General features: G+C 39.1%; 27 protein-coding genes, 2 tRNA genes and 1 pseudogene. 27 read left to right on the top strand and 3 right to left on the bottom strand.

Annotation, left to right across the window (positions count from 1 at the left end):
* The first annotated feature begins 28 nt into the window (after positions 1 to 28).
* From HMPREF2926_RS11425 to HMPREF2926_RS11180, 9 genes are all read left to right on the top strand, one after another.
* Positions 29 to 169: an LPXTG cell wall anchor domain-containing protein gene (locus tag HMPREF2926_RS11425; protein WP_371106513.1), complete on the top strand. Its 141-nt coding sequence runs from the start codon at positions 29 to 31 to the stop codon at positions 167 to 169.
* A gap of 113 nt (positions 170 to 282) precedes the next feature.
* On the top strand, positions 283 to 1,539 hold the full coding sequence (secY2, locus tag HMPREF2926_RS05245; protein ID WP_070586750.1) for an accessory Sec system protein translocase subunit SecY2: 1,257 nt from the start codon (positions 283 to 285) through the stop codon (positions 1,537 to 1,539).
* Between the two features lie 13 nt (positions 1,540 to 1,552).
* Entirely contained in the window at positions 1,553 to 3,142 is a 1,590-nt protein-coding gene (gene asp1, locus HMPREF2926_RS05240; protein ID WP_070586748.1) for an accessory Sec system protein Asp1, read from the top strand.
* A gap of 2 nt (positions 3,143 to 3,144) precedes the next feature.
* Complete coding sequence (asp2, locus tag HMPREF2926_RS05235; RefSeq protein ID WP_070586745.1) at positions 3,145 to 4,728, top strand: accessory Sec system protein Asp2; 1,584 nt, start codon at positions 3,145 to 3,147, stop codon at positions 4,726 to 4,728.
* Positions 4,729 to 4,737: 9 nt separating this feature from the next.
* Positions 4,738 to 5,271, top strand: coding sequence for an accessory Sec system protein Asp3 (gene asp3 / locus HMPREF2926_RS05230; RefSeq protein WP_070586743.1), 534 nt, complete (start codon positions 4,738 to 4,740; stop codon positions 5,269 to 5,271).
* Positions 5,272 to 5,278: 7 nt separating this feature from the next.
* A complete protein-coding gene (secA2, locus tag HMPREF2926_RS05225) occupies positions 5,279 to 7,675 on the top strand; it encodes an accessory Sec system translocase SecA2 (protein ID WP_070586741.1) in 2,397 nt (798 codons plus the stop codon).
* A 9-nt stretch (positions 7,676 to 7,684) separates the two neighbouring features.
* Positions 7,685 to 9,199, top strand: coding sequence for an accessory Sec system glycosyltransferase GtfA (gene gtfA / locus HMPREF2926_RS05220; protein ID WP_070586740.1), 1,515 nt, complete (start codon positions 7,685 to 7,687; stop codon positions 9,197 to 9,199).
* Positions 9,192 to 10,511: an accessory Sec system glycosylation chaperone GtfB gene (gene gtfB / locus HMPREF2926_RS05215; protein ID WP_070586738.1), complete on the top strand. Its 1,320-nt coding sequence runs from the start codon at positions 9,192 to 9,194 to the stop codon at positions 10,509 to 10,511. Before gtfA ends, gtfB begins: the two co-directional genes overlap by 8 nt.
* Positions 10,512 to 10,526: 15 nt before the next feature.
* Positions 10,527 to 10,691, top strand: a complete 165-nt coding sequence (locus HMPREF2926_RS11180) for a hypothetical protein (protein ID WP_176745534.1) — start codon at positions 10,527 to 10,529, stop codon at positions 10,689 to 10,691.
* Positions 10,692 to 10,815: 124 nt separating this feature from the next.
* Here HMPREF2926_RS11180 and HMPREF2926_RS10630 read toward each other — a convergent pair.
* A pseudogene (locus tag HMPREF2926_RS10630) lies at positions 10,816 to 11,311 on the bottom strand (transposase); the annotation flags it as partial.
* A gap of 96 nt (positions 11,312 to 11,407) precedes the next feature.
* Between HMPREF2926_RS10630 and HMPREF2926_RS05210 the strand changes: the two are divergent.
* From HMPREF2926_RS05210 to rsmA, 10 genes are all read left to right on the top strand, one after another.
* The gene (locus tag HMPREF2926_RS05210) at positions 11,408 to 12,301 is read left to right on the top strand and encodes a TDT family transporter (RefSeq protein WP_070586736.1); all 894 of its coding nucleotides are present in this window, start codon (positions 11,408 to 11,410) and stop codon (positions 12,299 to 12,301) included.
* Positions 12,302 to 12,386: 85 nt separating this feature from the next.
* The gene (locus HMPREF2926_RS05205; RefSeq protein WP_070586735.1) at positions 12,387 to 13,064 is read left to right on the top strand and encodes a CPBP family intramembrane glutamic endopeptidase; all 678 of its coding nucleotides are present in this window, start codon (positions 12,387 to 12,389) and stop codon (positions 13,062 to 13,064) included.
* 78 nt (positions 13,065 to 13,142) lie between these two features.
* Positions 13,143 to 13,484, top strand: coding sequence for a ribonuclease P protein component (rnpA, locus tag HMPREF2926_RS05200; protein ID WP_003002960.1), 342 nt, complete (start codon positions 13,143 to 13,145; stop codon positions 13,482 to 13,484).
* 1 nt (position 13,485) lies between these two features.
* Positions 13,486 to 14,301 carry a YidC/Oxa1 family membrane protein insertase gene (locus HMPREF2926_RS05195; RefSeq protein WP_070586754.1) on the top strand — a complete coding sequence of 272 codons (816 nt, stop codon included), beginning with the start codon at positions 13,486 to 13,488 and terminating at the stop codon, positions 14,299 to 14,301.
* Positions 14,302 to 14,316: 15 nt separating this feature from the next.
* A complete protein-coding gene (gene jag, locus HMPREF2926_RS05190) occupies positions 14,317 to 15,264 on the top strand; it encodes an RNA-binding cell elongation regulator Jag/EloR (protein ID WP_021153989.1) in 948 nt (315 codons plus the stop codon).
* Positions 15,265 to 15,339: 75 nt separating this feature from the next.
* Positions 15,340 to 15,969, top strand: a complete 630-nt coding sequence (locus HMPREF2926_RS05185; protein ID WP_070586734.1) for a ribonuclease P — start codon at positions 15,340 to 15,342, stop codon at positions 15,967 to 15,969.
* A gap of 147 nt (positions 15,970 to 16,116) precedes the next feature.
* Positions 16,117 to 16,251 (top strand): 50S ribosomal protein L34, encoded by a 135-nt coding sequence (gene rpmH / locus HMPREF2926_RS05180; RefSeq protein ID WP_003003086.1) that lies wholly within the window; start codon positions 16,117 to 16,119, stop codon positions 16,249 to 16,251.
* A gap of 124 nt (positions 16,252 to 16,375) precedes the next feature.
* Positions 16,376 to 17,146, top strand: coding sequence for a TatD family hydrolase (locus HMPREF2926_RS05175; protein WP_070586732.1), 771 nt, complete (start codon positions 16,376 to 16,378; stop codon positions 17,144 to 17,146).
* Positions 17,118 to 17,702 carry a ribonuclease M5 gene (gene rnmV / locus HMPREF2926_RS05170; RefSeq protein ID WP_176745535.1) on the top strand — a complete coding sequence of 195 codons (585 nt, stop codon included), beginning with the start codon at positions 17,118 to 17,120 and terminating at the stop codon, positions 17,700 to 17,702. The genes HMPREF2926_RS05175 and rnmV overlap by 29 nt, the downstream gene beginning before the upstream one ends.
* A gap of 52 nt (positions 17,703 to 17,754) precedes the next feature.
* Complete coding sequence (gene rsmA / locus HMPREF2926_RS05165; RefSeq protein WP_070586730.1) at positions 17,755 to 18,630, top strand: 16S rRNA (adenine(1518)-N(6)/adenine(1519)-N(6))-dimethyltransferase RsmA; 876 nt, start codon at positions 17,755 to 17,757, stop codon at positions 18,628 to 18,630.
* Positions 18,631 to 18,673: 43 nt separating this feature from the next.
* On the opposite strand, the gene HMPREF2926_RS05160 is transcribed toward rsmA, so the two are convergent.
* Together HMPREF2926_RS05160 and HMPREF2926_RS05155 are read right to left on the bottom strand one after the other, a co-directional pair.
* A tRNA-Ser gene (locus HMPREF2926_RS05160) sits at positions 18,674 to 18,763 on the bottom strand.
* A 4-nt stretch (positions 18,764 to 18,767) separates the two neighbouring features.
* Positions 18,768 to 18,850 (bottom strand) — tRNA-Leu (locus tag HMPREF2926_RS05155).
* 248 nt (positions 18,851 to 19,098) lie between these two features.
* On the opposite strand from HMPREF2926_RS05155, the gene rsgA reads away from it, so the two are divergent.
* The 8 genes from rsgA (at position 19,099) to rpsL (ending at position 25,589) form a co-directional block, all read left to right on the top strand.
* The gene (gene rsgA / locus HMPREF2926_RS05150; protein WP_070586728.1) at positions 19,099 to 19,977 is read left to right on the top strand and encodes a ribosome small subunit-dependent GTPase A; all 879 of its coding nucleotides are present in this window, start codon (positions 19,099 to 19,101) and stop codon (positions 19,975 to 19,977) included.
* Between the two features lie 14 nt (positions 19,978 to 19,991).
* Positions 19,992 to 20,651, top strand: coding sequence for a ribulose-phosphate 3-epimerase (rpe, locus tag HMPREF2926_RS05145; RefSeq protein WP_070586726.1), 660 nt, complete (start codon positions 19,992 to 19,994; stop codon positions 20,649 to 20,651).
* A complete protein-coding gene (locus tag HMPREF2926_RS05140; protein WP_070586753.1) occupies positions 20,644 to 21,276 on the top strand; it encodes a thiamine diphosphokinase in 633 nt (210 codons plus the stop codon). Before rpe ends, HMPREF2926_RS05140 begins: the two co-directional genes overlap by 8 nt.
* Before the next feature lies 1 nt (position 21,277).
* The gene (locus tag HMPREF2926_RS05135; protein ID WP_070586725.1) at positions 21,278 to 22,528 is read left to right on the top strand and encodes a DNA recombination protein RmuC; all 1,251 of its coding nucleotides are present in this window, start codon (positions 21,278 to 21,280) and stop codon (positions 22,526 to 22,528) included.
* Complete coding sequence (locus HMPREF2926_RS05130; RefSeq protein WP_070586723.1) at positions 22,515 to 23,459, top strand: 3'-5' exoribonuclease YhaM family protein; 945 nt, start codon at positions 22,515 to 22,517, stop codon at positions 23,457 to 23,459. The genes HMPREF2926_RS05135 and HMPREF2926_RS05130 overlap by 14 nt, the downstream gene beginning before the upstream one ends.
* Positions 23,460 to 23,594: 135 nt before the next feature.
* The gene (purR, locus tag HMPREF2926_RS05125) at positions 23,595 to 24,410 is read left to right on the top strand and encodes a pur operon repressor (protein WP_037599408.1); all 816 of its coding nucleotides are present in this window, start codon (positions 23,595 to 23,597) and stop codon (positions 24,408 to 24,410) included.
* A 23-nt stretch (positions 24,411 to 24,433) separates the two neighbouring features.
* A complete protein-coding gene (locus HMPREF2926_RS05120; protein WP_070586721.1) occupies positions 24,434 to 24,970 on the top strand; it encodes a hypothetical protein in 537 nt (178 codons plus the stop codon).
* Between the two features lie 205 nt (positions 24,971 to 25,175).
* Complete coding sequence (rpsL, locus tag HMPREF2926_RS05115; RefSeq protein WP_003003125.1) at positions 25,176 to 25,589, top strand: 30S ribosomal protein S12; 414 nt, start codon at positions 25,176 to 25,178, stop codon at positions 25,587 to 25,589.
* Positions 25,590 to 25,594 lie beyond the last annotated feature (5 nt).

Raw genomic sequence — 25,594 nt, 5'->3', positions numbered from 1 at the left:
ATCAATCTCTGAGTCAGTATCAGAATCAGTGAGTGAGTCAATTTCTGAAAGAACACTTCCGAATACTGGTGAAAATGTTTCTTCATCACTTGGATTAGTTGGATTAAGTGGTCTTCTATTTGGAGCGCTTCTGGGGCGTAAAAAACGTAAATCAGAGGATGCTGAATAAGTAAGAAGGACTATCTTTAATTAACATAAAAGCAAAGGTTGGTGGTGTTTACACACCTCAACCTTGTTTTTATGTTATAATTATTCAGAATAGACAGAATGGATTAATTGAGTATGTTAAGAAAACTTCAAAAATACTGGAAAAAATCAATAATATTTCAGAGATTTACATGGATGATCGGCATTGTATTCATTTATATGTTAGGTAGACAGATTCCAATTCCAACAGTTGGTGTGGATAAGGTTGTAGTAGGAAATGCATCAGATTCGCAATTGCTTGAAAATTTTGGGGCTATCACTGGAATTCAATTTAGTAACATGACGTTGTTTTCATTAGGAATAGGGCCAACTATGACAATGATGATTTTATGGCGTTTTTTAATTACTTTTAAATTGATTGGCAACTGGACTTCCAATAAAGTAAACCGTTTGCAATTTTTATTGACATTAGCAATTGCTTTACTACAAAGTTTTGGAATAACAAATGATTCCAAATTTTTATTGATATTTGGATACAGTCATTCCACTCTTAGAATAATAACAATTATTTTGTTAACAACTGGAACATTTATATTAAATTGGCTATGTAAAATAAATAGCGAACGAGGTATTGGTGGAATGACTGTTGTTATATTGGTAAATATGATCTTAACATTTCAAAGTAATATAATAAGATATTTTAGCGTACAGCAATTTAAATTTAGTAGTCTTATCCAATATGGATTAGTATTTTTTGTCGCCTTATCTATTTTAATTTGGTTTAATGTTTTGCTTTATAAAGGCGAATATCGTATACCGATTCAAAGAGTCGGTCTAAATACACCATATCATGCTAGTAGTTATTTACCTATACGTGTGACACCTGCTGGTGCAATGCCATTTATGTATGGAATGACTTTAATGATGTTACCTCCATATATTTTTGTAGTATTATTGCATATATTCCCTGGTAATCAAATATTAGAATATCTTTCAGCTCACATCGGCTTATCTCAACTACCAGGAGTTATCTGCTATATCTTTTTGCTTTACTTCTTATCTATTGGTTTTGCATACTATAATTATGATCCATATGAAATTTCAAAGAATATGAGAAATAATGGTGATTATATTTCTGGGAAAAAACCAGGAGAAGAGACAATAAAGTATATCCAGTATGTTGTAAACTCATTTGCGCAATTTGGTGCTTTTACAGTTATCATTTTTGGGGGACTTCCAATGCTTGCAGTTTTGTTACAAGGACAGGGGAAAAATAGTGTTTCAATTGCCCTACTAATTAGTAATGCGTATATCATAGTAAGTCTTTTATTAGGGGTTATTGAGCAAGTTGATACAATGAATAGTTGGAAAAAATACAAAAATTTAATTTAATGGTGGGAAGTTTATGTTTTATTTTGTACCTTCTTGGTATAATGGTCAGAGGCAATGGTATTATGATACGCCGTGGTGGTTTCGAGTAAAAAATAGAATGACCTTTGATGATAGTGTAAATCAAGTTAAGATGTTCTTGCAGGGACAAGAAGAAATTGGATTAATGATTTTGAACTATCAACCACAACTTCGTTATTTTTTGCATAAACAAAATATTTTTGGAATATATTATTGGTCTTTTTTTGATGATATCCAGAATATCACAAGATCTTATACAAAAATTATTCATCTTAAGGACTTAAATTGGCCTGAAGGGTGCGAGTTTCTTTATAGTCCTTTTGCAGTTGTTGTTAGATTAAAAGGGGAGATTTTTGCTATTGTAAACTATGCTGAAGACGGTAATCTTCATTCGGTGTCCTTTCAAAAAAATGGAAAGGTAACAAAAGATTATATTTTCGATGATAGAGGATTTTTGTCTAGTATTCTTTATTATGATATAGATGAACGTCCATTGTATCAGGATTACTTGAATATTAATGGAGTGTGGCAGGTTCGTGAGTTTCTAAAAAAAGAAAATGATCCTACTCCTATTCTTATGATTAATGATTTTTCTGATCAGACTTTTAGCAAGAAGTATTATAATGGCTGGGAAGAATTGATTAAGGAGAGACTCGCAATTTTTCAAAATAATCATGTTGAAAATGAAGATGTATTTGTGCTTGCGAGTGATACCCAGCATAACCAATTGGTTTCTTCTATATTTAAGGAGCATAGAAAAATTTATTCTTTTTTTGGGAATCGCTTTAATTTGGAGAATCTAGGCCAGGATAGAATATCTATAAATGATGCTACCTTTTTAGTAGTCGATACTGAGAAGAATGAAGAACTATTAAGAAAAACTTGTGAAAATTTAGTTTTCAAATCGGTACCGATAGTACGACTTTCGCCGTTTGATAGTCGTTTACGTTTAGGGCATAGCCAGACTGTGAAGGAGCAGATAATTTATTTTCATATTGATAACATTGAATTAGATGAACTATATTCTGTGATAGCAATTATTCTCGAATTAATGACTCTTCATCTCGATATAGAACTTAGAATTGTGACATTCAGACAAGATTTCCAATTGGATTTATTAAAAACGTGGATCATAGATTTCATTAAAACGAATCACTTTGAAGATCTTTTATTTAAACAGATTAGTGAAGGCGAAAATGAAATAGAAGATGAAGGGGAAATAGAGTTGAGTCGTATCGCTATGGAGTGTTTCACAAATGAAAATCAGATTATCAAATGTTTAGATACAGCTAGGTTAGTAATTGATCTTGGAATTGAGCCAGATCTATATACACAAATTGCTAGTATAAGTGCAGGTATACCACAAATTAATCGTGTTAGTTCAGATTATGTTATTCATCAAAAGAACGGTTTGGTTATTAGTGACATTAGCAAGTTATCGTCAGCAATTGAGTTTTACTTTGATGGTCTATTTAATTGGAATGAAGCCCTTATCTATGCAGTTCGAAAGATGTCTGATTACACAAGTGGCAAAATTTTGAAGCAATGGAAAGGTATGCTAAAAAAAGAAATAAGGAATGGATAACGATGAAGATTTTACAAATTGGCCGTTTAAATTGGGCTAGTCAAGTAGAAAAACTACCAGAAGACTTAGAATGGTTATTTTGTGAGCCAGAGTATATCCAAAATTTTTTGAAATTAGAAGAGGAAAAATTGCTTGCAGAATCCATGAAAAGAATGGTGAAGCACGATGTATTGTTAGAAAAACCAAAAATTCATATTCATTTTAATGCGATTGTTATAACAGATTATCTTGAGGAATTACAATTAGAGCCTCTTATGAATACAATTGAAGCCTATAGCCTATTTTGTAGTGCTGAATTGGAGTTATCTTCAACATCATCGGATGGGATTTTTAGAAGAAAGATGCTTCGTAAATTAGAAAGTTCGAGAGATATTTCATCCTGTATCAATTTTTTAAATCAGGTATTGTTTAGTAGTCAATACGGAGCAAAGTTAAAAATACCAGAGATAGATATCAACCCAGGTTTTGAAGGAATAGTACAACGAAACGGTCATGTAAATACTCAATTTACCGGAAATTTTGGAGAAAATTTTCAACAACTTTTCACTTATCGATATAATCTATCAAGTTTTCCAGTGGCTCTGGAATTATGGCAGGAGTTTGAAAAAATCAAGGGAAACTGCCAAATACAGTTAGAAATAACACCAATGAGAAGAGGAAGCCTCTATGCATTAATGGATAGTTTTACTTACAATGAAGTTGAACTAAAAAATCCAATAATTCTAGAACCAAAACCAGAAGAAATCGGATTTTATGTTGTATCCATCTATGCTAGAGGTGTAGGTAGCTTAACATTCGGGCCTCTTCATTGGAGGTACTCACGTCAAGGTCTAGGAAACTTAGTCCTTGGTGGTGGAAGATTCAGTGATGAGAGAAGACAGGAATTTTTCTATTACTTTAATCCTGGAGATATGAAACCACCTTTAAATGTATATTTTTCAGGATTTAGGCCAGCTGAGGGATTTGAGGGATTCGGGATGATGAAAGCTTTCAACTCCCCATTTATGTTGATTGCTGATCCAAGATTAGAAGGGGGTTGCTTTTATATTGGAACTGATCAGTATGAAGAAAAAATCATTGAAATGATTCGAAAAGCATTGGACTATTTAGGATTTTCATCATCTGAGCTGATACTATCTGGTATATCTATGGGTTCATTTGGAGCAGCTTATTATGCAGTAGACTTAAATCCGACGGCTGTAATTGTAGGTAAGCCATTTACAAATCTTGGGGATACAGTATCTGGATTGAAATTAAAAAGACCAGATGAATTTGAAACAAGTGCTGATATGCTACTGAATGTAACTCACGGCTTAACACAAATGAAAATTGATGAATTTAACCAAAAATTATGGAATAAATATCATAACGCAAGCTTTAAAGATACTCAATTTGCTCTAGGATACATGAAAAATGATGATTACGATGGTTATGCTACTCAACGTTTAACAAATTATCTTTCACAGAAAGGTGTACATATATATAGTGTAGGATATGAAGGAAGACATAATGATAATAGTCAAGCGATTAATAAGTGGTTTAAGCAACAATTTAAAAGAATTCTAGAAGATCAGTTTGGAAGATAAGGAGTGTAAATGACTAAACAGTTAATTTCTGAAATTTATTGGAATGAAATAAGAAAGGGAGAGAATTATTTATATGGTTCTCAAATTAAATTCCAAGAGGATTTAGTGAATTTTTACAATCCACAGCTCGCATCAGGGAAGCCTATCGTTACTTTTAAGTCACGAACAAATTATCAAGGTGATCGACATTCTCCAGATCTTCCAATTCTTATACAAGGAAATAGATACCTTGTAGAGTATCAGATTGATGCTGTACCAGCAAATTCCTTTTTCTTGCAACTCGATTTTTTTAATCGTCAAGCTGAACAGATTGAGTCTATCGTATTAAGAAACTCAGGTGAGAGTTTTATTTTTCCGAAGGATACGTTTACTTATACGCTTACATTGATGAGTGCAGGCTGTCAATCAGTTAGTTATCAAAAATTTATGATTTATGATATTAATGATGAAGAGAAAAAAAATCATATTGTCGAAAATCGTTATCTACGGGAACTGCTTCCGAAGGATCTTAATTTAGTAAAGGACCTACTAAAATATATTTAATGGATAGATGGAAAAAATTAAACAAAAAAAATCATTTATTAATACAATAAAATTACGTAGACTTCGAAAAAAATTAGCAAAAATAAATGCATTAGAAGAATCAATGTCCCGATTAAGTGATGAAGAACTTAAGAATAAGACTGAAGAATTCAAAAATCGCTTAAGGACAGGAGAAACACTTGAAGATATACTAATTGAGGCTTTTGCAGCGATTCGTGAAGCAGACCGCCGAATACTAGGCATGTTCCCATTTGATGTTCAAGTTTTAGGAGCGTTAGCCCTTCATGAAGGTACAATAGTAGAAATGAAAACAGGAGAAGGAAAGACTTTGACTGCTACCTTACCTCTTTATTTAAATGCTTTGGAGGGGAAGGGAACAATTCTAGTAACAACCAATGATTATCTTGCAAGACGTGATGCAATAGATATGGGTGAAGTTTATCGTTTTATGGGATTAACTGTTGGAGTAGGAGTTTTTGACGATGATGAAGAAGTAGATTCTAATCGGAAGAAAAAAATCTATTCTTCTGATATATTGTATACGACAAGTACCGCTCTTGGATTTGATTATCTGATAGATAATCTGGCAGGTAATGTAGAGGATAAATTTTTACGATCTTTTAACTATGTTATCGTTGATGAAGCGGATGCTGTTTTGTTAGATAGTGCACAGACACCACTTATTATCGCTGGATCACCTAGAGTTCAATCTAATCTTTATGATACAGCGGATCAATTTATTCGAACATTGAGAAAAGAGCAGGAGTTTAAATTTCTTAAAGATGAAAAAATTATCTTCTTGACTGACGAAGGCATTCGTTATGCAGAAAAATATTTTAATATTTCAAATCTTTATGGTGAAGAATATTTTGAATTGAATAGACATATTAATTTGGCGCTTAGAGCACATTATTTATTTAAAAAAGATATTGATTATGTTGTAACTGATGATGCAGTTGAGCTACTAGATAATCGTACTGGACGGATACTTGAAGGAACCCGTCTCCAGTCTGGAATTCATCAGGCAATTGAAACAAAAGAAAAAGTCAAAAAATCAAAGGACTCTCGTGCCATTGCTTCTGTAACGTATCAAAGTTTATTTAATATGTTTCCTAAACTATCAGGAATGACGGGGACGGGAAAAATTGCAGAGAATGAGCTGATTAGTACTTATGGGGTATCAGTAGTTGTTCTTCCAACTAACACACCAATACAAAGATTAGATTATTCAGATAAAATTTATACTACCTTACCCGAAAAATTATTTGCCACTCTTGAATTTGTTAAGGAACTCTACGAAAAGCAGCAACCAATTCTTTTGATTTCAGGAACAGTTGATATTGCGGAGATTTACTCACGTATGTTATTACAAGAGGGGATTCCTCACAATGTTTTAACAGCCAAGAATATTGCTAAGGAAGCATTGATTATTGCTGAAGCAGGTCAAAAAGGTGCTGTCACAGTAGCTACTTCTCTAGCTGGACGAGGTACGGATATTAAGTTAGGGAAAGGTGTTGCAGAGCTAGGTGGTTTAGCTGTCATTGGAACAGAGAGAATGCCAAATAGTAGAATTGATTGGCAGTTGAGAGGTCGAGCTGGACGACAGGGGGATCCAGGTTTGAGTCAGTTTTTTGTATCTTTGGAAGATGATTTGATTATGAATCATTCTAATAAAAGGTTAAAAAAATACTTTGAGAAGCAAAATCGTATAGATCGAAGAAATTATGGAAAACCTTTACTTTCTAAACATTTTTCTAAAATTGTAGCGCGTGCTCAACAAAAAAGCGAGGATAAGTCGGAATCTGCCCGTCAGAATACAATTAAATTTGATGAGAGCTTAAAATCACAACGTAAGAAAATATATCATTTAAGAGATCAGCTGATTTATGGTGAAGTAAAACTCAGAGATCGTTTAGATGAACTAATCAGTGAATATATTGAAATGTATATAGAAAATAATTGTCACAGTGGATTAAACCAGAATGATTTTAAGAGATTTATTTTGGAGAATTTCACCTATCAATTGAGATCCCTACCAACAAGTTTAGATTTGAATAATAGTAAACAAGTGAAGGATTATTTATTTTATCTTTATCAATTAGAGATGGAACGTAAATCTAAGCAACTAAAAACAGATTCGAAAGTGGAGGAGTTTATTCGTTTATCAATACTACGAGCAATTGATGAATGTTGGATTCAACAAGTAGACCATTTACAGCAACTGAAGACATTCGTATCAATGAGACAAATAGCCCAAAGGGATTCTATTAGTGAATACTTACGAGAATCCTTAGAGTCTTATGAGGAAATGGGCAAAGAAGTGAAACATGCTATTGTTAAAAATGTGATGCTAAGCACCATAGAAGGAAAGATAGACGATGGTTTATCAATTTATTTTGTATAAGAGGGAACAATGACAGTCTATAGTATTAATTTAGGGATTGGCTGGGCAAGTAGTGGTGTTGAGTATGCTCAGGCATATAGAGCACAAATTTTAAGATCACTTGGTATACCTGCTAAATTTATTTTTACAAATATGTTTCAATCAGAAAATCTGGAGCATTTTACAAAAAATATCGGATTTGAAGATGGAGAAATAATATGGTTATATGGATATTTTACAAATGTTAAAATTGCTGGAACTACATATAAAAAAGAAGATTTGGAGGCTACTTTTTCACAACATCCTACAAAAAAAGAAGTGAGTTCTGATCGGAAACTTATTCGATATTATTTTGAAAATCAAGAACTATATATTAATGCTTCCCTCTATGGAGAAAATCAGGAATATGTACAACGAGTAGAATATGTTGTTAAAGGAAAATTGATTCGTAAAGATTACTACAGCTATACAAAAGTATTTAGTGAATTTTATGCACCTGGAGAAAATGGGGTACAGCTCTGTAATCGTTCATTTTATAATGAAGATGGAAGTATTGCTTATGAAGAGATTCTTTCTAATGAAAAGAGTACTTTTGTTTTTTCAAATAGAATTTGTTATGGCCTAGAAGAATTATTAGAGTTCATGCTTGAGGATCTTTCCTTGACAAAATCTGATTTGATTTTACTTGATCGTGCGACAGGAATTGGACAAGTAGTATTTGAAAATATAGGGGCAGCGAAGCTAGCAGTAGTCATTCATGCTGAACATTTTAATGAAAAAAATACCGATGAATATAATATTCTCTGGAATAATTATTATGAATATCAATTTACTAATGCAGATAAAGTGAATGCATTTATAACGTCTACTGAAAGGCAAAAAATACTTCTTGAGGAGCAATTCACACAATATACTTCTCTACATCCGAAGATAGTAGCTATTCCAGTAGGGAGTTTAGAACAATTGAAGTTTCCAGAGCAATCTAGAAAATCTTTTTCAATGATGACAGGCTCTCGTTTAGCAGTAGAGAAACATATAGATTGGTTAATTGAGGGAGTAGCCTTAGCTCAGAAAAGACTTCCTGAATTGACTTTTGATATATATGGTGAAGGTGGAGAGAGAAGAAAACTGACAGAGCTTTTAACTAAACTACATGCTGGGGAGTTTATTGAATTAAAAGGTCATAAACAGCTTGACGAAATTTATCAGAATTATGAACTATATTTAACTGCTTCAACAAGCGAAGGGTTTGGTTTGACGTTAATGGAAGCTGTAGGTTCAGGACTTCCTATTATTGGTTTTGATGTTCCATATGGAAATCAAACATTTGTTTGTTCTGGAGAAAATGGTCTATTAATTGAGCGTCCCAAAGGGGATGACCGTTCTCGCATTGTACAAGCTTTTGCAGATTCGATATATGAATATTTCACTAAGTTTAAAAAGGCTGATGCACAACAATATTCTTATAATATTGCAGAGAACTATAAGCATGAAAAATTAGTTGAAAAATGGAAAGATTTTATTGAGGAGGTGTTAAATGATTAGGTTGTTTGAATGGCTAACACAAGAATCTTTGGATCTACATTATTCTCTTGAAGAATCTGGTATCCATGGAACCAGTATTGTTTTAAACGATGATGGATTTTTACCAGAAGGAATTATTTCACCTTATACTTTCTTTTGTGAAGTTGAAATGGATGGTAGCCCGCTTTATTTTAATCAATTAGAAGTTCCCTATCTTTGGCAAATTACAGGAACGAATACAGAAGGAGAAATTTGGAATCGTAGTTCTAAAAGGGGAGTTATTCATTATCATGACCCAAAATATTTACGATTTGTCCAAAGTGTAGATTGGTTGTATCCAGATGGATCAATTTATATGACGGATCACTATAATAAGTATGGATGGGTTTTTGCTAGGACTTATTTTTTTAGTGACCAGCAAGTGAGTCACAAGAAATATTTTACTAAATCGGGTCAGGAGATATTATCAGAAAATATTTTAACTGGTGACATTCTTCTTAATTGGAAAGGCAAGGTTTATCATTTTACAAAAAAAGTGGATTTCTTTCTCTTTTATTTAAAGAAATCAGGGCTAGATTTATCATCAATTTGGTATAATTCATTGGGAATGCCTTTCTTACTTTCCTATTACCTAGGAGGTGAGGGAAGAGACATTTTATTCTGGCAGGAAAATCTTACGGATCAACTTCCGGGAAATATGCAAGTTATTTTTTCAGGAAGATCAAGCAGAACAAAGAAAGTAGTAGTTCAAGATCGGTCGGTATATAAAAAATTATTGCACTTAGTGGAAGAAAAGAATAAAGAGATGATTAGTTTTTTAAATATCCTCTATCCTAAACTGAGAGAAAACTATTCTCGCAAAGAAATTTTAATTGTGACAAATTCGGACCAAATAGAAGGCATAGAAACATTAACGGACAATCTTTCGGCTTATACCTTCCATATTGGTGCGTTGACGGGTATGTCGGATAAATTACAAATTATTGGTCAAAAAGAAAATGTTCTCCTCTATCCTAATATGTCTCCTAAAACTATGTTAGATTTACTGGAACAATGTGATATTTATCTAGATATTAATCATGGAAATGAAGTTCTATCAATAGTTCGACAAGCTTTTGAACGAAGTCTCCTTATTTTAGCATACGATAATACTGTTCATTCACCGATTTTTCATCATGAAAGTGGTATTTTTAATCATAGTAAGCCTCAAACATTATCTGATTGGTTATTGAATTTAGATGATTATTCACAGACAGTTTCGTGTTGGCGATCAGACTTATTTCCGATGACTTATATAGATTATAAACAGGTATTGGTTAGTAATGTAGATTAATGAAGGAGTAGAATTGTGACAGATAGAAATGAACTATTAGATAAGGATATACAGGAACGCATCAAAAAAATACGTTATGAGAAACCAGATGAGGTGAAAAATAGAAAATCTACTTTTTATATTATTGTGGTTATATTAGTAACGGTTTCAGTTTTGCTATCATTGTTTAGATACTTATAATTTCTAATATTTATTGGACCATTTAGTAGTTAAAATCCTTGAAAAATTATTGCTCCTAATTGTCAAGTTTATCAAGATTTTAAGAAAAAATGCTTTTTGTCAACCGAAGTGGCTTGATGAAAAGTTATAACCTGGAAAGGACCAACTTGGTCCTTTCCTTTTTGATGTTCAAAGCGATGAGGATTCTAGTTTTGAAGTTTTCAAAGTTCCGGAAGCCAAAAGCATTGCGCTTGAAGATCTAAATGAGGTTATTAGTAGCCTTTAGTTTTGCGTTTGAGTTGGGCAGTACCAGTGCGTTATTGATCTTGTCCTGATCTTTCAAAAAGGTCTTAAAAACAGTTTAAAAAATAGTATTTACACAAGAAATTGTTTCTTCAATAAGCTCAAAGAAATGGTCTGTTTGTTTCTCTTTAAAATGAAAAAGTAAGAGTTGATAGAGGTCGTAGTACTGTCTAAATTCTTGAGAGTATACAAGGAGCTTTTCGAAAATCCCTTTATTAGTAAAGTGTGATCTAAAAAGTTGGGCGATAAAAACGTTTATCGCCTATTTTACGGTTATCCTCTTGAATGAGTTTCCAGTAACGTTTTAGTGCCTTATATTTATGAGATTTTCTATTAAATTAATTTATGGTTTGGATGTGCATACGATTTATATTTTATCCTGCTTCCTTCTCTTTTATGGTATACTGAAAGCGACAACATGATTGGAGCTTCCGATGAAAAAGATCCCCTTAGTATTTTCAGGATGTCTGTTAGGACTGGTTGGCGCTGGAAACCTTCTTGCGGACTCGCTACCCTTCCTTGCTCATGCCTTTAGTCTGACAGGTTTGTTCTTTTGGTTTTTCTTTGTCGTTTATCATGCGATTCGCTGGCAAGAAACCAAGATAGAACTCCAACAACCAGCCCTTTTATCTGGGATGGCGACCTTTCCCATGGCAGGGATGATTCTATCCACCTATCTTTTGCGCCTCTTTCCCGCCTTTGGAGGTCTATCACAGTTGGTCTGGTGGTCTGCCTTTCTCTTGGATCTGGGCTTGATTCTCTATTTTACCAAGACCCATGTCCTAGCGCGACCAAGAGCCAATGCCACTCCCAGTTGGACCGTTCTCTATGTGGGCATTGCAGTAGCAGCTTTGACCTATCCAGTTGTGGGAATCAGAGAGATTGCTTATCTCGCTTTAGTGATTGGTTTTGGTTTGACCTTTCTTCTTTATCCCCTTATCTATCATGATTTGAAGCAGTCCCCCTTACCCAGTCATCTGTTGGGCCAAGAAGGCATCTATTGTGCTCCATTTTCCCTTCTTTTAGCAGCCCTGGTTCGTGTGGGTGGAGCAAGCCTGCCTGTCTGGCTCTTACTAATCATGGTGGTGGCCTCGCAAGGTTTTTATTTCTTTGTTTTGACGCGCCTACCGAAAATGATCAAAGAAGGTTTTCAACCTGCTTTTTCAGCCCTGACCTTTCCAACAGTCATCACAGCGACCTCTTTGAAAATGGCCCAAGACTTGTTGCAACTACCTTTCTTGACAGCTCTCGTATGGCTGGAAACTCTTCTTTGTCTCTTGATTTTAGTCGCTGTCTTAGGTGGTTATGTGGCCTATCTCAGAGAGTAAGAAGGCATCCTTTTTCATTGAAACCTAGTCACGATTATGGTAAGATGCACTATACGATTTGTCAGACTTTATAGGAAAGGTATCTATGAAATTCATCAAAGGAAAGCTCTCACTGCTGTATCCCCTCTTTCTGCTCTTGTTTTATTTTTATGTTCGGCCTCAATTTCGCCCCTTGGCCCAGTATGTCTCCAATAGTGTAGCAAGCGCCAATAGCTATTATTGGACCTTATTTGGCCTAGAAGGCCTCTATGCAGTCTTTACAGGATTTTTGGTCTATCGTTTTTCTAAAAAAGCGCAGTTTAAGCTGGGGAAGAATCCTCTTCAAGCCCTGATAGAAGCCGTTTTTGCGGCCTGTTTAGTTTACTGGTTGGACTACTTCATCAGTGGTTTTGTTCAAGGACGAGCAGCCGTTTTGAGTTTGTTTCCACGGGAAATTAGCCCCACAGGGGTACTTATCCTAGTGATCGCAATGGTTATCATCCGGCCAGTGACAGAAGAGCTGATCTTTCGTGGAGCCTTGGTGAATGCCTACTTTAAAGACTGGAAACTCTATGCTGAGATTTGGCTTCCAGCCCTCATCTACAGTGGCTTACATTTTCTCCACAATCCTTTTTCGCTAGGAGCTTCTATTATCTATCTCCTGCCGAGTGTGATTTTTGGGATCCTGTATTATCGGAGTAAGACGCTCCTTTCTCCTATTTTGGCTCATATCTTGCTCAATCTCTACTACACCTTGCCTTTACTTTTATCTGTATTTAAGTAGCAACCGATTTCCTGAGTGAGATTGGTTTTTTTTGAAAATATGGTATAATAGAATAAATTTAATAGAGGGAGTTGAGGTTTGAAAAAAAGCTACCGCGTCAAACGTGACAAAGATTTTAATGCTATTTTTAAAAGTGGTCAAAATGTTGCCAATCGGAAATTCGTTGTTTACCGCTTGCGCAAGGACCAACCGCATTTTCGAGTCGGCCTGTCTGTTAGTAAGAAACTGGGAAATGCTGTGACCAGAAATCGCATCAAACGTTTGATTCGCCATGTTTTGATCAAACACCAAGCCTTCCTTACGACCGATGATTTTGTTGTCATTGCTCGTAAAGGAGTGGAGGAGCTCGACTTTCATCAAGTAGAGAAAAATCTTGTACATGTCTTAAAATTAGCGCATGTCTACCAAGAAAGGGAATAATGTGAAAAAGAAACTGAAGTTAACTGGATTATTAGGAGTGGCCTTATTGGTCTTGACAGCTTGTGGAACCTCTCAAGTGACAGCTCAGTCGACAGGTGGTTGGGAACGCTTCGTCTACTTCTTTGCAGAAGCTATCCGCTTCTTGTCCTTTGGCGGAAGTATCGGTGTAGGGATTATCGTCTTTACCATTGTCATACGGACGGTCCTCTTGCCTCTCTTCCAATATCAAATGAATTCAACCCGCAAAATGCAGGAAATTCAACCCCTCCTCAAGGAATTGCAAGCTAAGTATCCTGGGAAGGATCTTGATAGTCGGACCAAGCTTTCTGAAGAGATGCGGGCCCTTTACAAGGAAAAAGGCGTCAAAACGTCTTCAGCCTTCCTTCCTCTCTTGATCCAGATGCCGGTCTTGATGGCCTTGTTCCAAGCGTTGAGCCGTGTCGAATTCCTTAAAGTCGGTCACTTCCTTTGGTTGGACCTTGGCGCGATCGACCCGACCTATATCTTGCCGGTTCTTGCAGCACTCTTCACATTTTTCAGCAGTTGGTTGACCAATAAAGCCATGCCAGAGCGCAATGGTAGTGCGACAACCATGATGTATGTGATGCCTGTGATGATCTTCTTCTTTGCCTTGTTCTCAGCTAGCGGGGTCGCACTATACTGGGTGACTTCCAATGCTTACCAAGTCGGGCAAACCTATCTCTTGAACAACCCTTTCAAGATTATCGCAGAGCGTGAAGCAAAAGAGCAAGCTTCGCGCGACATGGAAAAACAAAAACGTCGTGCCCTAAACAAAGCACAGAAAAAGAAAAAATAAGAAAGAGGTGGACATATGGTCCTATATACTGGAGCAACTGTTGAAGAAGCGATTCAAAAAGGTCTGAACGATTTAGATATTCCTCGTATGAAGGCACATATTACGGTTGTAGCGCGTGAAAAGAAAGGTTTTCTTGGCTTGTTTGGGAAAAAACCAGCCCAAGTAGAGATTGAGCCCATTGCAGAAACAACGGTTGTGAAAGCTAATCAAAAAGCTGTCAAAGGTGTCCCAGATGAGATCAATGCGCAAAACGAACCGGTGAAGACGGTGAGCGAAGCAACGGTCGATCTCGGACGCGTCGTTGCAGCGATCAAAAAGGTCGAAGAAGAAGGAGAAGTTGTCTCTGAAGAAATCAAGACCGAAATCCTGAAACATGACAAAGAAGCAGATACCGTTCTTGAAGAAAAAGGACATGAACATATCCTTGAAAAAGTTAAAGAACCAGCGACAAAAGAATCAAGCGAATCTGATTTCTCAAACCTTGGTATCGAGGTAGAGGAAAACTACAATATCGAAGAAGTCGTAGATGATGTGACAGCCTATGTTCAAACCGTGGTCGATGAAATGGATGTGGATGCGACCATCTCAAGTAGTCACAACCGCCGTACGGTCAATATGCAAATTGATACCAATGAGCCAGGACGTGTCATTGGTTACCACGGAAAAGTCTTGAAGGCTCTTCAACTTTTGGCACAAAATTACCTCTATAACCGCTACTCAAAGAATTTTTACATTACCATTAATGTTAATGACTATGTAGAACACCGGGCGGAAGTTCTTCAAAGCTATGCTCAGAAGTTAGCAACGCGTGCCCTCGAAGATGGGCAAGCCCAACAGACAGATCCGATGTCAAACAGTGAACGCAAAATCATTCACCGGATCGTCTCTAAGATGGAAGGAGTCACTAGCTACTCTGAAGGGGAAGAACCAAACCGTTATGTAGTTGTCGACATTGAAGGATAATCTAGCTATTATTTCCCATAAGGGAGAGACGGGATTGAGCCGATCTCTCCTTTTTTAGGTTTAGAAAGGAAGCAAATGGCATTTGCAGCGATTCGAGAGTTTTTAAAGCTTCAAGGAATTCACTACCAGGCCCCAGCAAAGGCTGGGGTGCTAGCCCCAGAGATGGAGCAGTATCGTGCCCTAGCTCAAGCAGCTCGTAAGGAATTCACCGATTTAGTCTCAGCCTTTCAGCAGCGTCACCCTTACTTGGAGCAGGATCGGACTAGCCAATGGATGAACCAGGCCCAGGTCTTGCGGCCTCATTTTTGGGCCTATCTAAAAGGAGAAGGGACGATGGCAGAACCTATGTTTGCCTTGAGGCTCTATGGAGATGCAGCTGATTTTGGAGTTTCCTTAGAGGTGAGTTTTATCGAGCGAAAAAAAGATGAGCAGAGCCTTCAAAAACAACACATGGTTCTCACCCTTCCCATCACTCAGCCAGTTTATTATTTCGCCCAGAAAAATGGAGAGAGTCAAAGGGTAGAAGGAACAGAAAAGAATCGCCAGGATCTGTTACAAGCAGTAGCAGAAGGGGCGGTTCGTAAGGTCCTCGTCAAATACGATGTTTCTCTAGTTGAGGATGGTTCTCTTGAGGCTATCCTGGATCAGTTGCAAGAGGCGCTGGTGGCTCTGGAACCCTATTACTTGGCAACCCGTCAGGTGTAGAAAGGTGTTCTCCAACCTGTATTTGCAACAATTTTGCCATAGCTATTGACAAATAGAGTCGAATCCGATAGAATAGTAAAGTATGTTTAGTAACTGATCACAACTAGCCGGCTAAACGAATACAAAATCTATGAGGAGGTATTCATCGTGAAACGTACTTATCAACCAAGTAAACTTCGTCGTGCGCGCAAACATGGTTTCCGTCACCGTATGGCAACTAAAAATGGTCGTCGCGTATTGGCAGCTCGTCGTCGTAAAGGACGCAAAGTTTTGGCTGCCTAATTCAGATAAAAACCTAAAAACCAGTAGAAACTCGAGACTACTGGTTTTTTTTTGTCCGAAAGTGAATTTAGAGGCGCTTTCTGCTATAATAGAAAGAAGAAAAACTCGGAAGAAAAGGAAGATCATGCAGATTTTTGATACCCACACCCATCTCAATGTGGAAGAATTCGCAGGAAAAGAACAAGAAGAGCTCGACTTAGCCAAGGAAATGGGTGTTGTAGCCCACAATATCGTTGGTTTTGACAAACCGACGATTGAGCGTGCTATGGAGTTGGCAGATCAATATCCAGAACTCTATCTCACACTTGGTTGGCACCCCACTGAGGCAGGCGATTATACTCCTGAAGTGGAGGCCTATTTACTTGAACAGCTAAAACATCCCAAAGTCGTCGCACTCGGAGAAATCGGTATGGATTACCACTGGATGACAGCGCCAAAAGACGTCCAAGAAAAGGTTTTTCGTCGTCAGATTCAATTGTCTAAAGACTTGGACTTGCCTTTTGTGGTGCATACACGTGATGCTTTAGAAGATACTTATGCCATCATCAAGAGTGAAGGAGTCGGTCCTCGCGGTGGGATCATGCATTCTTTCTCAGGAAGTTTAGAAGAAGCTAAACGCTTCATGGATCTGGGGATGATGATTTCTTTTTCTGGAGTGGTGACCTTTAAGAAAGCCACAGATGTCCAAGAAGCGGCAGCTGGCCTTCCACTAGACAAGATCTTGGTTGAGACAGACGCCCCTTATCTGGCACCAGTTCCCAAACGTGGTCGGGAAAATAAAACAGCCTACACTCGTTATGTGGTAGATTTTATTGCAGAACTACGTGGCTTAACAACAGAAGAAGTGGCTCAGGCAACCTATGACAATGCAAGAAAGGTATTTGGCCTTGACTGAGAAAAGAAAAATACCAGAAGTGATTGTCGTGGAGGGCAAGGACGACACAGCCAATCTCCGTCGTTTTTATGAGGTGGATACCTATGAAACACGAGGCTCTGCGATCGATCAGGATGACTTGGAACGAATTGCTACCTTGCAAGAGTTGCGTGGGGTCATTGTCTTTACCGATCCAGACTATAATGGTGAGCGAATTCGCAAGATCATTATGCAAGAGGTGCCCCAGGCCAAACATGCCTTTTTAAATCGTGGTGAAGCAGTGCCCAAATCCAAGACCAAGGGGCGTTCCTTGGGAGTGGAGCATGCCAGTTTTGAAGACTTAGAAAAAGCCCTAGCTGGGCTGGTGGGTTCCTATGAAGATGAAAATTTCTTTGATATTACCAAGTCAGATCTGATGCGACTCGGCCTGCTGATGGGCAGTGAAAGTCGCAAACGACGGGAATATTTAGGCGAAGCCTTGCGCATCGGCTACTGCAATGGCAAGCAATTGATCAAACGCTTGGAATTGTTTGGAATTTGTTTAGCACAAGTCGAAGAGGCCATGGCCAGTTATTAAGACGGAAGTAGAGGGGATCCTTTACCCCTAAACTGATTAGAAAAGAGAAAAAATGAGAATTGCAGATTATAGCGTGACCAAGGCAGTGCTGGAGCGTCACGGTTTTACCTTTAAAAAATCCTTCGGTCAGAACTTCTTGACCGATACCAACATCCTTCAAAAAATTGTGGATACGGCTGAGATTGATAAGCAGGTCAATGTCATCGAAATCGGTCCCGGAATTGGAGCTCTTACTGAGTTCTTGGCGGAAAATGCGGCAGAAGTCATGGCCTTTGAGATCGATGACCGCTTGGTTCCCATTTTGGCGGATACCTTGCGTGATTTTGACAATGTCACGGTTGTCAACCAAGACATCCTCAAGGTAGACCTCAACCAGTACATCGCAGAGTTTAAAAATCCGGACCTTCCGATCAAGGTAGTGGCTAACCTTCCGTATTACATCACAACTCCCATCCTCATGCACTTGATCGAATCCAAGATTCCTTTCCAAGAATTTGTGGTCATGATGCAAAAAGAGGTGGCAGACCGCATCTCGGCTGAGCCCAACACCAAGGCTTATGGTTCTTTATCCATTGCAGTCCAATACTATATGACTGCTAAGGTAGCCTTTATCGTGCCTCGCACCGTCTTTGTGCCAGCACCAAACGTCGACTCTGCCATTTTGAAGATGGTCCGTCGCGAAGAACCAGCAGTAGCCGTCAAGGATGAAGATTTCTTCTTCTCTGTCAGCAAGGCTAGCTTTGTCTATCGGCGGAAGACACTTTGGAACAACTTGACCAGTCGCTTTGGCAAGACCGAAGAAATCAAAGCCAAACTGGAAGCAGGAATCCAAGCTGCAGGCCTGCAACCTTCTGTACGAGGAGAAGCTCTTAGCCTAGAAGACTTCGCTCGCCTAGCAGATGGCCTTTTAGAAGCAGGAATAAAATAACAGAAAAGCCATAGGTTATAACCTATGGCTTATTTGTATCGTAAGGAAAGGACGGGATTTGAACCCGCGCGTGAATAAAAATCCACTTGCCGGATTTCGAGTCCGGTGCCGTACCGAGCTGGGCCACCTTTCCAAGATGCGGAGAAAGGGATTTGAACCCTCACGCCCGAAGGGGCACATGCGCCTGAAGCATGCGTGTCTGCCATTCCACCACCTCCGCATAGTTCTATTATACACTTTTTAGGAAAAATGCCAAGGAAAAAAAGGAAGGTGCCCTTTCCCGAATTCTGCTAAAAGACAAGTCATAACAGATACTCCGTCTTCTGTTTCTATCCATTTAAAAAACGAACCTATTCGTTTCTAAAAGCGTCCGGAGAGGTTCACTTTTCGTTTTTTCTTATTGAGCAATCCAGCCTTATTTCTCATTTTTTGGTATAATAGATAGTATTAATCTCAAAGGAGTGCGATTTGCAAGGAACAATCGTCAAGGCCTTGGCTGGCTTCTACTACGTGGAGTCAGACGGTCATATTTACCAGACACGGGCTCGTGGAAATTTTAGAAAAAAAGGACAGACTCCTTATGTGGGGGATCAGGTAGAATTCTCTGCCGAAGAGAATTCAGAAGGCTACATTTTGAGCATTGCGCCTCGAAAAAATAGCCTCGTGCGCCCTCCTATTGTCAATATTGATCAGGCAGTAGTCATTATGTCAGCTAAGGAACCTGATTTCAATGCCAACCTTTTAGACCGTTTTCTGGTTCTTTTGGAGCATAAGGGGATTCATCCCATTGTCTATATTTCAAAACTGGACTTGTTAGAAGATATGGAAGACATCCACTACTACCAAGGAATCTACCAGGCTATTGGCTATGATTTTGTCTTGTCGATTGAGGAACTCTTGCCCCTTTTGACCAATCAAACTACGGTCTTTATGGGGCAGACCGGTGTAGGAAAATCGACCTTGCTCAATAAAATCGCTCCGGATCTGGAGCTTGAAACGGGTGAGATTTCAGATAGTCTGGGGCGCGGTCGACACACGACCCGAGCTGTCAGCTTTTACCATTTAAATGGAGGAAAGATCGCAGATACGCCTGGCTTCTCCTCCCTCGATTATGAAGTGACAACCGGTGAAGACTTAAATCAAGCCTTCCCAGAGATCGCCGATGTGAGCCACTCTTGTAAATTTCGTACCTGTACCCACACGCATGAGCCCGCTTGTGCGGTGAAACCAGCCGTTGAAAGAGAGGAAATTGCGCCTTTCCGTTATGAGGATTACTTGCAATTTCTAAGTGAGATTGAAAACCGTCGCGAAACCTATAAAAAAGTTTCGAAAAAAATGCCAAAATAGGAGACACTACAACGATGAAAACAATGAAAATTGCACCCTCAATTTTGAGTGCCGATTATGCCAATTTTGAAAGTGAATTGAAACGCTTAGAAGCAGCAGGAGCTGACTATGCCCATATCGATGTCATGGATGGCCATTTTGTGCCCAATATCAGCTTTGGAGCTGGTGTCGTAGAGAGCATGCGTCCGCATAGCAAGTTGGTCTTTGATTGCCACTTGATGGTCACCAATCCTGAACACCATATCGAAGAATTTGCCCGTGCAGGTGCTGATATCATCAGCATCCATGTGGAAGCTACTCCCCATATTCACGGAGCTCTTCAAAAAATTCGTCAAGCAGGTGTGAAGGCGAGTGTTGTGATCAATCCAGGTACTCCTGTAGACAGTATCAAACATGTCTTAAATTTGGTGGATCAAGTCTTGGTCATGACCGTTAATCCAGGATTCGGTGGCCAAGCCTTCTTGCCTGAAACCATGGACAAAGTGCGCGAATTAGCCGCTCTTCGTGAAGAAAAAGGCTTAGACTTTGATATCGAAGTCGATGGAGGAATTGATGGCCAAAGTATTTACCAAGCAAAAGAAGCGGGGGCCAATGTCTTTGTAGCAGGCTCTTATGTCTTTAATGGAGATGTCAATGAGCGCGTTCAAACGCTCCGAGATGCCATCAATGGTTAATATAGGAGTATTGGCAGGTGGAGATTCTTCACTACTACCAAAAGATCAAGAGCTATACGTAGGTGTCGACGGAGGCTGTTTGAAGTTGCTGGCACAAGGCTTGCCTTTAGATATGGCAGTGGGGGATTTTGATTCCATTTCTGAAACTGATTTGAGCAAGATACGCACCCAAGCCAAGCAAGTGGTTCAGTCCGTCCCTGAAAAGAACGATACGGATTTGGAATTGGCCTTGAAAGCAGTCTTTGAAGCCTATCCAGATGCTGCAGTCACAGTTTACGGTGCCTTTGGTGGTCGCTTGGATCACTTCTTGTCTAATATCTTTTTGCCGACCGATCCAGACCTAGCTCCCTATATGGAGCAGATCCAATTAGTCGATGGTCAAAATCGTCTGATTTACAGACCAGTTGGCTGCCATGAGATTCAGCCAGATCCAACTAAGCCCTATGTTGGTTTTATGCCTGTCGGACAAGGTCGCGTAGAGATCACAGGGGCCAAGTATCCGCTCCATCAGGAGAATTATTTTTTGAAGGCCATGTATGGCTCCAATGAATTTTTGGATCAACCGATTCAAGTGAGTCTTGACCGTGGCTATCTTGTCATTGTTTATAGTAAAGACAGAGGTTAATATGAATATCATTCTGCTTCTGATTGGCCTGCTCAATCTGGGCCTCCTCATCTATTTCTTGCAACGGTCAGATGACACAAGACCGGCATTAAGAGAGATGCTGGAAGACCATGAGGATCATTTGACAGACCAGTTGGACTATCGTTTTGAAAAAGAAAGACAAGCAAGCCAGATTGCCAATCAGCAGTTAGAGATCGCCCTGACAGATCGCTTAACCGAGATGCGAGTGGAGATCCACCAGCAGACGACGGCTCTGCGCGCTGAGATGAATGAGCACTTTACTAAAAATCGGGACAAAACAGATGAGCGCATGCGCCAGATCCAAGAGTCTAATGAAGTGCGGCTAGAACAGATGCGCCAAACGGTAGAAGAAAAATTGGAGAAAACCTTGCAGCACCGCTTGCAGACCTCCTTTGAGACGGTTTCAAAACAATTGGAGTCGGTCAACAAAGGGTTGGGAGAAATGCAGACGGTGGCGAGAGATGTTGGAACTCTCAATAAAGTTCTTTCCAACACTAAGACCCGTGGGATTATGGGCGAATTGCAGCTGGGACAAATCATTGAAGATATTTTGACGCCAGCCCAGTATGAGCGAGAATTTATCACTGTTCCCCAGTCCAGTGAGCGCGTGGAGTACGCTATCAAGCTTCCGGGACAAGGAGAGGAACCAGTCTATTTGCCAATTGACTCTAAGTTCCCTCTGGAAGACTACTATCGTTTGGAAGAAGCTTATGAATCAGGAGAGAAAGAGGAGATCGAGCGTTACCGAAAGGCCCTTCTTGCTAGTATCAAGCGTTTTGCCAAAGAAATCCAACAAAAATACCTCTTTCCACCAGCGACAACTAATTTCGGAATTCTCTTTTTGCCAACTGAAGGCCTCTATTCCGAAGTGGTTCGCAATCCAGAGTTCTTCGATCGCTTGCGTCGGGAAGAACAAATTTTAGTAGCTGGTCCAAGCACGCTATCTGCCCTTTTGAACTCCTTGTCTGTCGGCTTTAAAACGCTCAATATTCAAAAAAGTGCAGACGATATCAGTAAAGTGTTAGGATCGGTCAAATCAGAATTTCATAAGTTTGGAGGGATTCTCGCCAAGACCCAGCGTCATTTAAAGAATGCTTCCAATAATATTGATGATTTGCTAACCAGACGGACCAGTGCCATCGAGCGGACGCTCCGCCAAATCGAAAGCGATGAAGACCTGCTGGGACTAGATGTATATATAGAAGATGGAGAAGATGATGGTCAAAATTAGCCAAATGAAAAAAGATGAATTGTTCGAAGGATTCTATTTGATCAAGTCAGCAGAAGTGCGTCAAACACGGGCTGGGAAGAACTACTTAGCCTTTGTCTTCCAGGATGAGACCGGTACAATCGAAGGCAAACTATGGGACGCTCAACCTCACAATGTAGAGAGCTTTACAGCTGGGCGTGTGGTCCATATGGCTGGTCGTCGGGAAGTATACAATAATACCCCGCAAGTCAATCAATTGAACATGCGTTTGCCACAAGCAGGAGAGCCCAACAATCCAGCAGACTTTAAGGAAAAACCACCAGTAGATCCTAAGGAATTGCATGAATACCTGTCAAATATGATTTTCAAAATTGAAAATCCAGTCTGGCAACGGATTGTCCGGGCCCTCTATGGGAAATATGAGAAAGAGTTTTATAGCTATCCAGCTGCTAAAACCAACCACCATGCCTTTGAAGCAGGCCTTGCTTATCATACGGCAACCATGGTCCGCTTGGCAGATAGTATCGGCGATATCTATCCTCAGTTGAATAAAAGTTTGCTCTTTGCAGGGATTATGTTACACGATTTGGCCAAAGTGATCGAGTTGACGGGGCCTGAAAATACAGAATACACTATTCGAGGCAACCTCATCGGCCACATTGCACTCATCGATGAAGAAATCACCAAGGTCTTGCAAGACTTGAAGATTGATGACCAAAAAGAAGAAGTCATCGTCCTTCGCCATGTGATCTTGAGTCACCATGGCTTGCTCGAATACGGTAGTCCTGTTCGTCCAAAGATCATGGAAGCAGAGATTATTCATATGATCGATAATTTGGATGCGGAAATGATGATGATGACAACAGCACTTGGCTTAATTGGTCCTGGCGAAATGACCAATAAAATCTTTGCTATGGAAAATCGTTCCTTCTATAAACCGAATCTCGACTAGTAAAAACAGAGATAAATACGGGAATGATTCTGCCAAAAATAAAATAATCAGGAAAAAACGGCCTTCTGTAAATCAGAATGTTCGTTTTTTTCGCTTCTTATGGTATAATGATAGAAAAAACTACATGGTGAGAAAATGAAATTAAGAAGAAGTGAACGGATGGTCGTAATTTCTAATTACTTGATCAACCATCCCTATGAATTGACTAGCCTCAATACGTTTGCGGAAAAATATGAGTCTGCCAAGTCTTCCATCTCAGAAGATATCGTGATCATTAAGCGTGCGTTTGAAGAGATGGAAATCGGAAATATTGAGACCATCACAGGAGCTGGTGGAGGCGTGATCTTTACACCGTCTATCTCAGATCAAGAATCCAAAGAAATCGTCGAAGATCTTTGCAAGCAACTGTCTGAAAGTGATCGTATCCTTCCTGGTGGCTACATTTACCTGTCTGATCTTTTGAGCAATCCAAAGATTTTGAATCGGATCGGCCGCATCATTGCCAAAGCCTTTCGAGATAAGAAAATTGATGCTGTCATGACTGTAGCGACCAAGGGAGTTCCACTAGCCAATGCAGTAGCTAATGTCTTGAATGTTCCATTCGTCATTGTCCGTCGTGATTTGAAAATCACAGAAGGGTCAACCGTTAGTGTCAACTATGTTTCAGGCTCAAGTGGGGATCGCATTGAGAAAATGTTCCTTTCAAAACGGAGCCTAAAAGCAGGAAGCCGGGTCTTGATTGTCGATGACTTCCTTAAAGGTGGCGGAACGATTAACGGGATGGTCAGCCTCTTGTCTGAATTTGATTCTGAATTAGCAGGAGTAGCTGTCTTTGCGGATAATGCTGCAACCGACCGTGAATTCTTTGAACACAAATCCTTATTGCGCGTGACCAACATCGATGTGAAAGAAAATAAATTGAGTGTCGAAGTTGGAAATATCTTTGATTAAGAGCAGCAAAGGAGGATCAAAAAGTGAAAAGAATTTTAGATCGATTTGATAATAGTCCTTTGTGGATTCGCTTGGTGACAGTTCTGTCTCTATCCTTTATTTTGGTAGCTGGTTTGTATACCGTTAAAAAGAATACAGCTGCCCAGGTAACGACAGAAATTCAACCTGCTAGAAAAACAGGTTCCCTTCCAGTGAAAAAGGAAACAAAGGAAGAAAAAGAAAAGAAGGAAGAAAAGAAAACTACAGAAGCTGCTGAAAAAGCAGTCGTTCAAATGGAAACAACGCCAAGTCAAGATTCTGTGAACGCTGCCCAAGCTGCTGTGAAGAAAGTCAAAGATGCGACTCAAAAGCAATCGCTTGATGCCCGTATCCAATACATCGCTAACTATTATGGACTGACCTATGAGAGTGACACAGCGGCAACGCAGCAGACTCAAACAGACGCTAATGCCAATGCTGGAGTAGCTGGAGCCAATGCGACAGTTCAACCACAACAGCAACAACAGTATGCTCCGGCTGCAGATGCAGGGGCAGAAGTACCTGCTGAAGCTGGTCAATAATGAACTTTTTCGACTTCTTTAAAAAATAAAAAAACATCTTGCAATCAAAGTGCCGTCATGTTATAATAATAGACAGTACTTTTTACTTTTGGTCTCTCAAGAGTGTACAGGGACGTGCTGACAAATGTTGCAAAAGTACACACAGATGGTAGCTGTCACCAAGTGTACCATCACCAAAAATAAAAAATTTCACAGGAGAATGTAGATGCCTACAATTAACCAATTGGTTCGCAAACCGCGTAAATCAAAAGTAGAAAAATCTAAATCACCAGCTTTGAACGTTGGTTACAACAGTCATAAAAAAGTTCAAACAAACGTTTCTTCACCACAAAAACGTGGTGTTGCAACTCGTGTTGGAACAATGACACCTAAAAAACCTAACTCTGCCCTTCGTAAATTCGCTCGTGTACGTTTGAGCAACTTGATCGAAGTAACTGCTTATATCCCAGGTATCGGACACAACTTGCAAGAACACAGCGTGGTTCTTCTTCGTGGTGGACGTGTAAAAGACCTTCCAGGGGTACGTTACCATATCGTCCGTGGAGCACTTGATACTGCAGGTGTAAACGATCGTAAACAAGGCCGTTCTAAATACGGTACTAAAAAACCAAAAGCATAAGGAAA

This window comes from Streptococcus sp. HMSC078D09, from assembly GCF_001813675.1.
Taxonomy (GTDB): Bacteria; Bacillota; Bacilli; order Lactobacillales; family Streptococcaceae; genus Streptococcus.
The sequence above is the reverse complement of the archived record's forward strand: the minus strand, read 5'-3'. Positions and strand labels throughout refer to the sequence as shown.

What these genes read in the sequence shown, in the direction of transcription:
- secY2 (WP_070586750.1), top strand. Translation starts at nt 283, where the DNA reads ATGTTAAGAAAACTTCAAAAATACTGGAAAAAATCAATAATATTTCAG.
- asp1 (WP_070586748.1), top strand. Translation starts at nt 1,553, where the DNA reads ATGTTTTATTTTGTACCTTCTTGGTATAATGGTCAGAGGCAATGGTAT.
- asp2 (WP_070586745.1), top strand. Translation starts at nt 3,145, where the DNA reads ATGAAGATTTTACAAATTGGCCGTTTAAATTGGGCTAGTCAAGTAGAA.
- asp3 (WP_070586743.1), top strand. Translation starts at nt 4,738, where the DNA reads ATGACTAAACAGTTAATTTCTGAAATTTATTGGAATGAAATAAGAAAG.
- secA2 (WP_070586741.1), top strand. Translation starts at nt 5,279, where the DNA reads ATGGAAAAAATTAAACAAAAAAAATCATTTATTAATACAATAAAATTA.
- gtfA (WP_070586740.1), top strand. Translation starts at nt 7,685, where the DNA reads ATGACAGTCTATAGTATTAATTTAGGGATTGGCTGGGCAAGTAGTGGT.
- gtfB (WP_070586738.1), top strand. Translation starts at nt 9,192, where the DNA reads ATGATTAGGTTGTTTGAATGGCTAACACAAGAATCTTTGGATCTACAT.
- HMPREF2926_RS05210 (WP_070586736.1), top strand. Translation starts at nt 11,408, where the DNA reads ATGAAAAAGATCCCCTTAGTATTTTCAGGATGTCTGTTAGGACTGGTT.
- HMPREF2926_RS05205 (WP_070586735.1), top strand. Translation starts at nt 12,387, where the DNA reads ATGAAATTCATCAAAGGAAAGCTCTCACTGCTGTATCCCCTCTTTCTG.
- jag (WP_021153989.1), top strand. Translation starts at nt 14,317, where the DNA reads ATGGTCCTATATACTGGAGCAACTGTTGAAGAAGCGATTCAAAAAGGT.
- HMPREF2926_RS05185 (WP_070586734.1), top strand. Translation starts at nt 15,340, where the DNA reads ATGGCATTTGCAGCGATTCGAGAGTTTTTAAAGCTTCAAGGAATTCAC.
- HMPREF2926_RS05175 (WP_070586732.1), top strand. Translation starts at nt 16,376, where the DNA reads ATGCAGATTTTTGATACCCACACCCATCTCAATGTGGAAGAATTCGCA.
- rnmV (WP_176745535.1), top strand. Translation starts at nt 17,118, where the DNA reads ATGCAAGAAAGGTATTTGGCCTTGACTGAGAAAAGAAAAATACCAGAA.
- rsmA (WP_070586730.1), top strand. Translation starts at nt 17,755, where the DNA reads ATGAGAATTGCAGATTATAGCGTGACCAAGGCAGTGCTGGAGCGTCAC.
- rpe (WP_070586726.1), top strand. Translation starts at nt 19,992, where the DNA reads ATGAAAACAATGAAAATTGCACCCTCAATTTTGAGTGCCGATTATGCC.
- HMPREF2926_RS05140 (WP_070586753.1), top strand. Translation starts at nt 20,644, where the DNA reads ATGGTTAATATAGGAGTATTGGCAGGTGGAGATTCTTCACTACTACCA.
- HMPREF2926_RS05135 (WP_070586725.1), top strand. Translation starts at nt 21,278, where the DNA reads ATGAATATCATTCTGCTTCTGATTGGCCTGCTCAATCTGGGCCTCCTC.
- HMPREF2926_RS05130 (WP_070586723.1), top strand. Translation starts at nt 22,515, where the DNA reads ATGGTCAAAATTAGCCAAATGAAAAAAGATGAATTGTTCGAAGGATTC.
- purR (WP_037599408.1), top strand. Translation starts at nt 23,595, where the DNA reads ATGAAATTAAGAAGAAGTGAACGGATGGTCGTAATTTCTAATTACTTG.
- rpsL (WP_003003125.1), top strand. Translation starts at nt 25,176, where the DNA reads ATGCCTACAATTAACCAATTGGTTCGCAAACCGCGTAAATCAAAAGTA.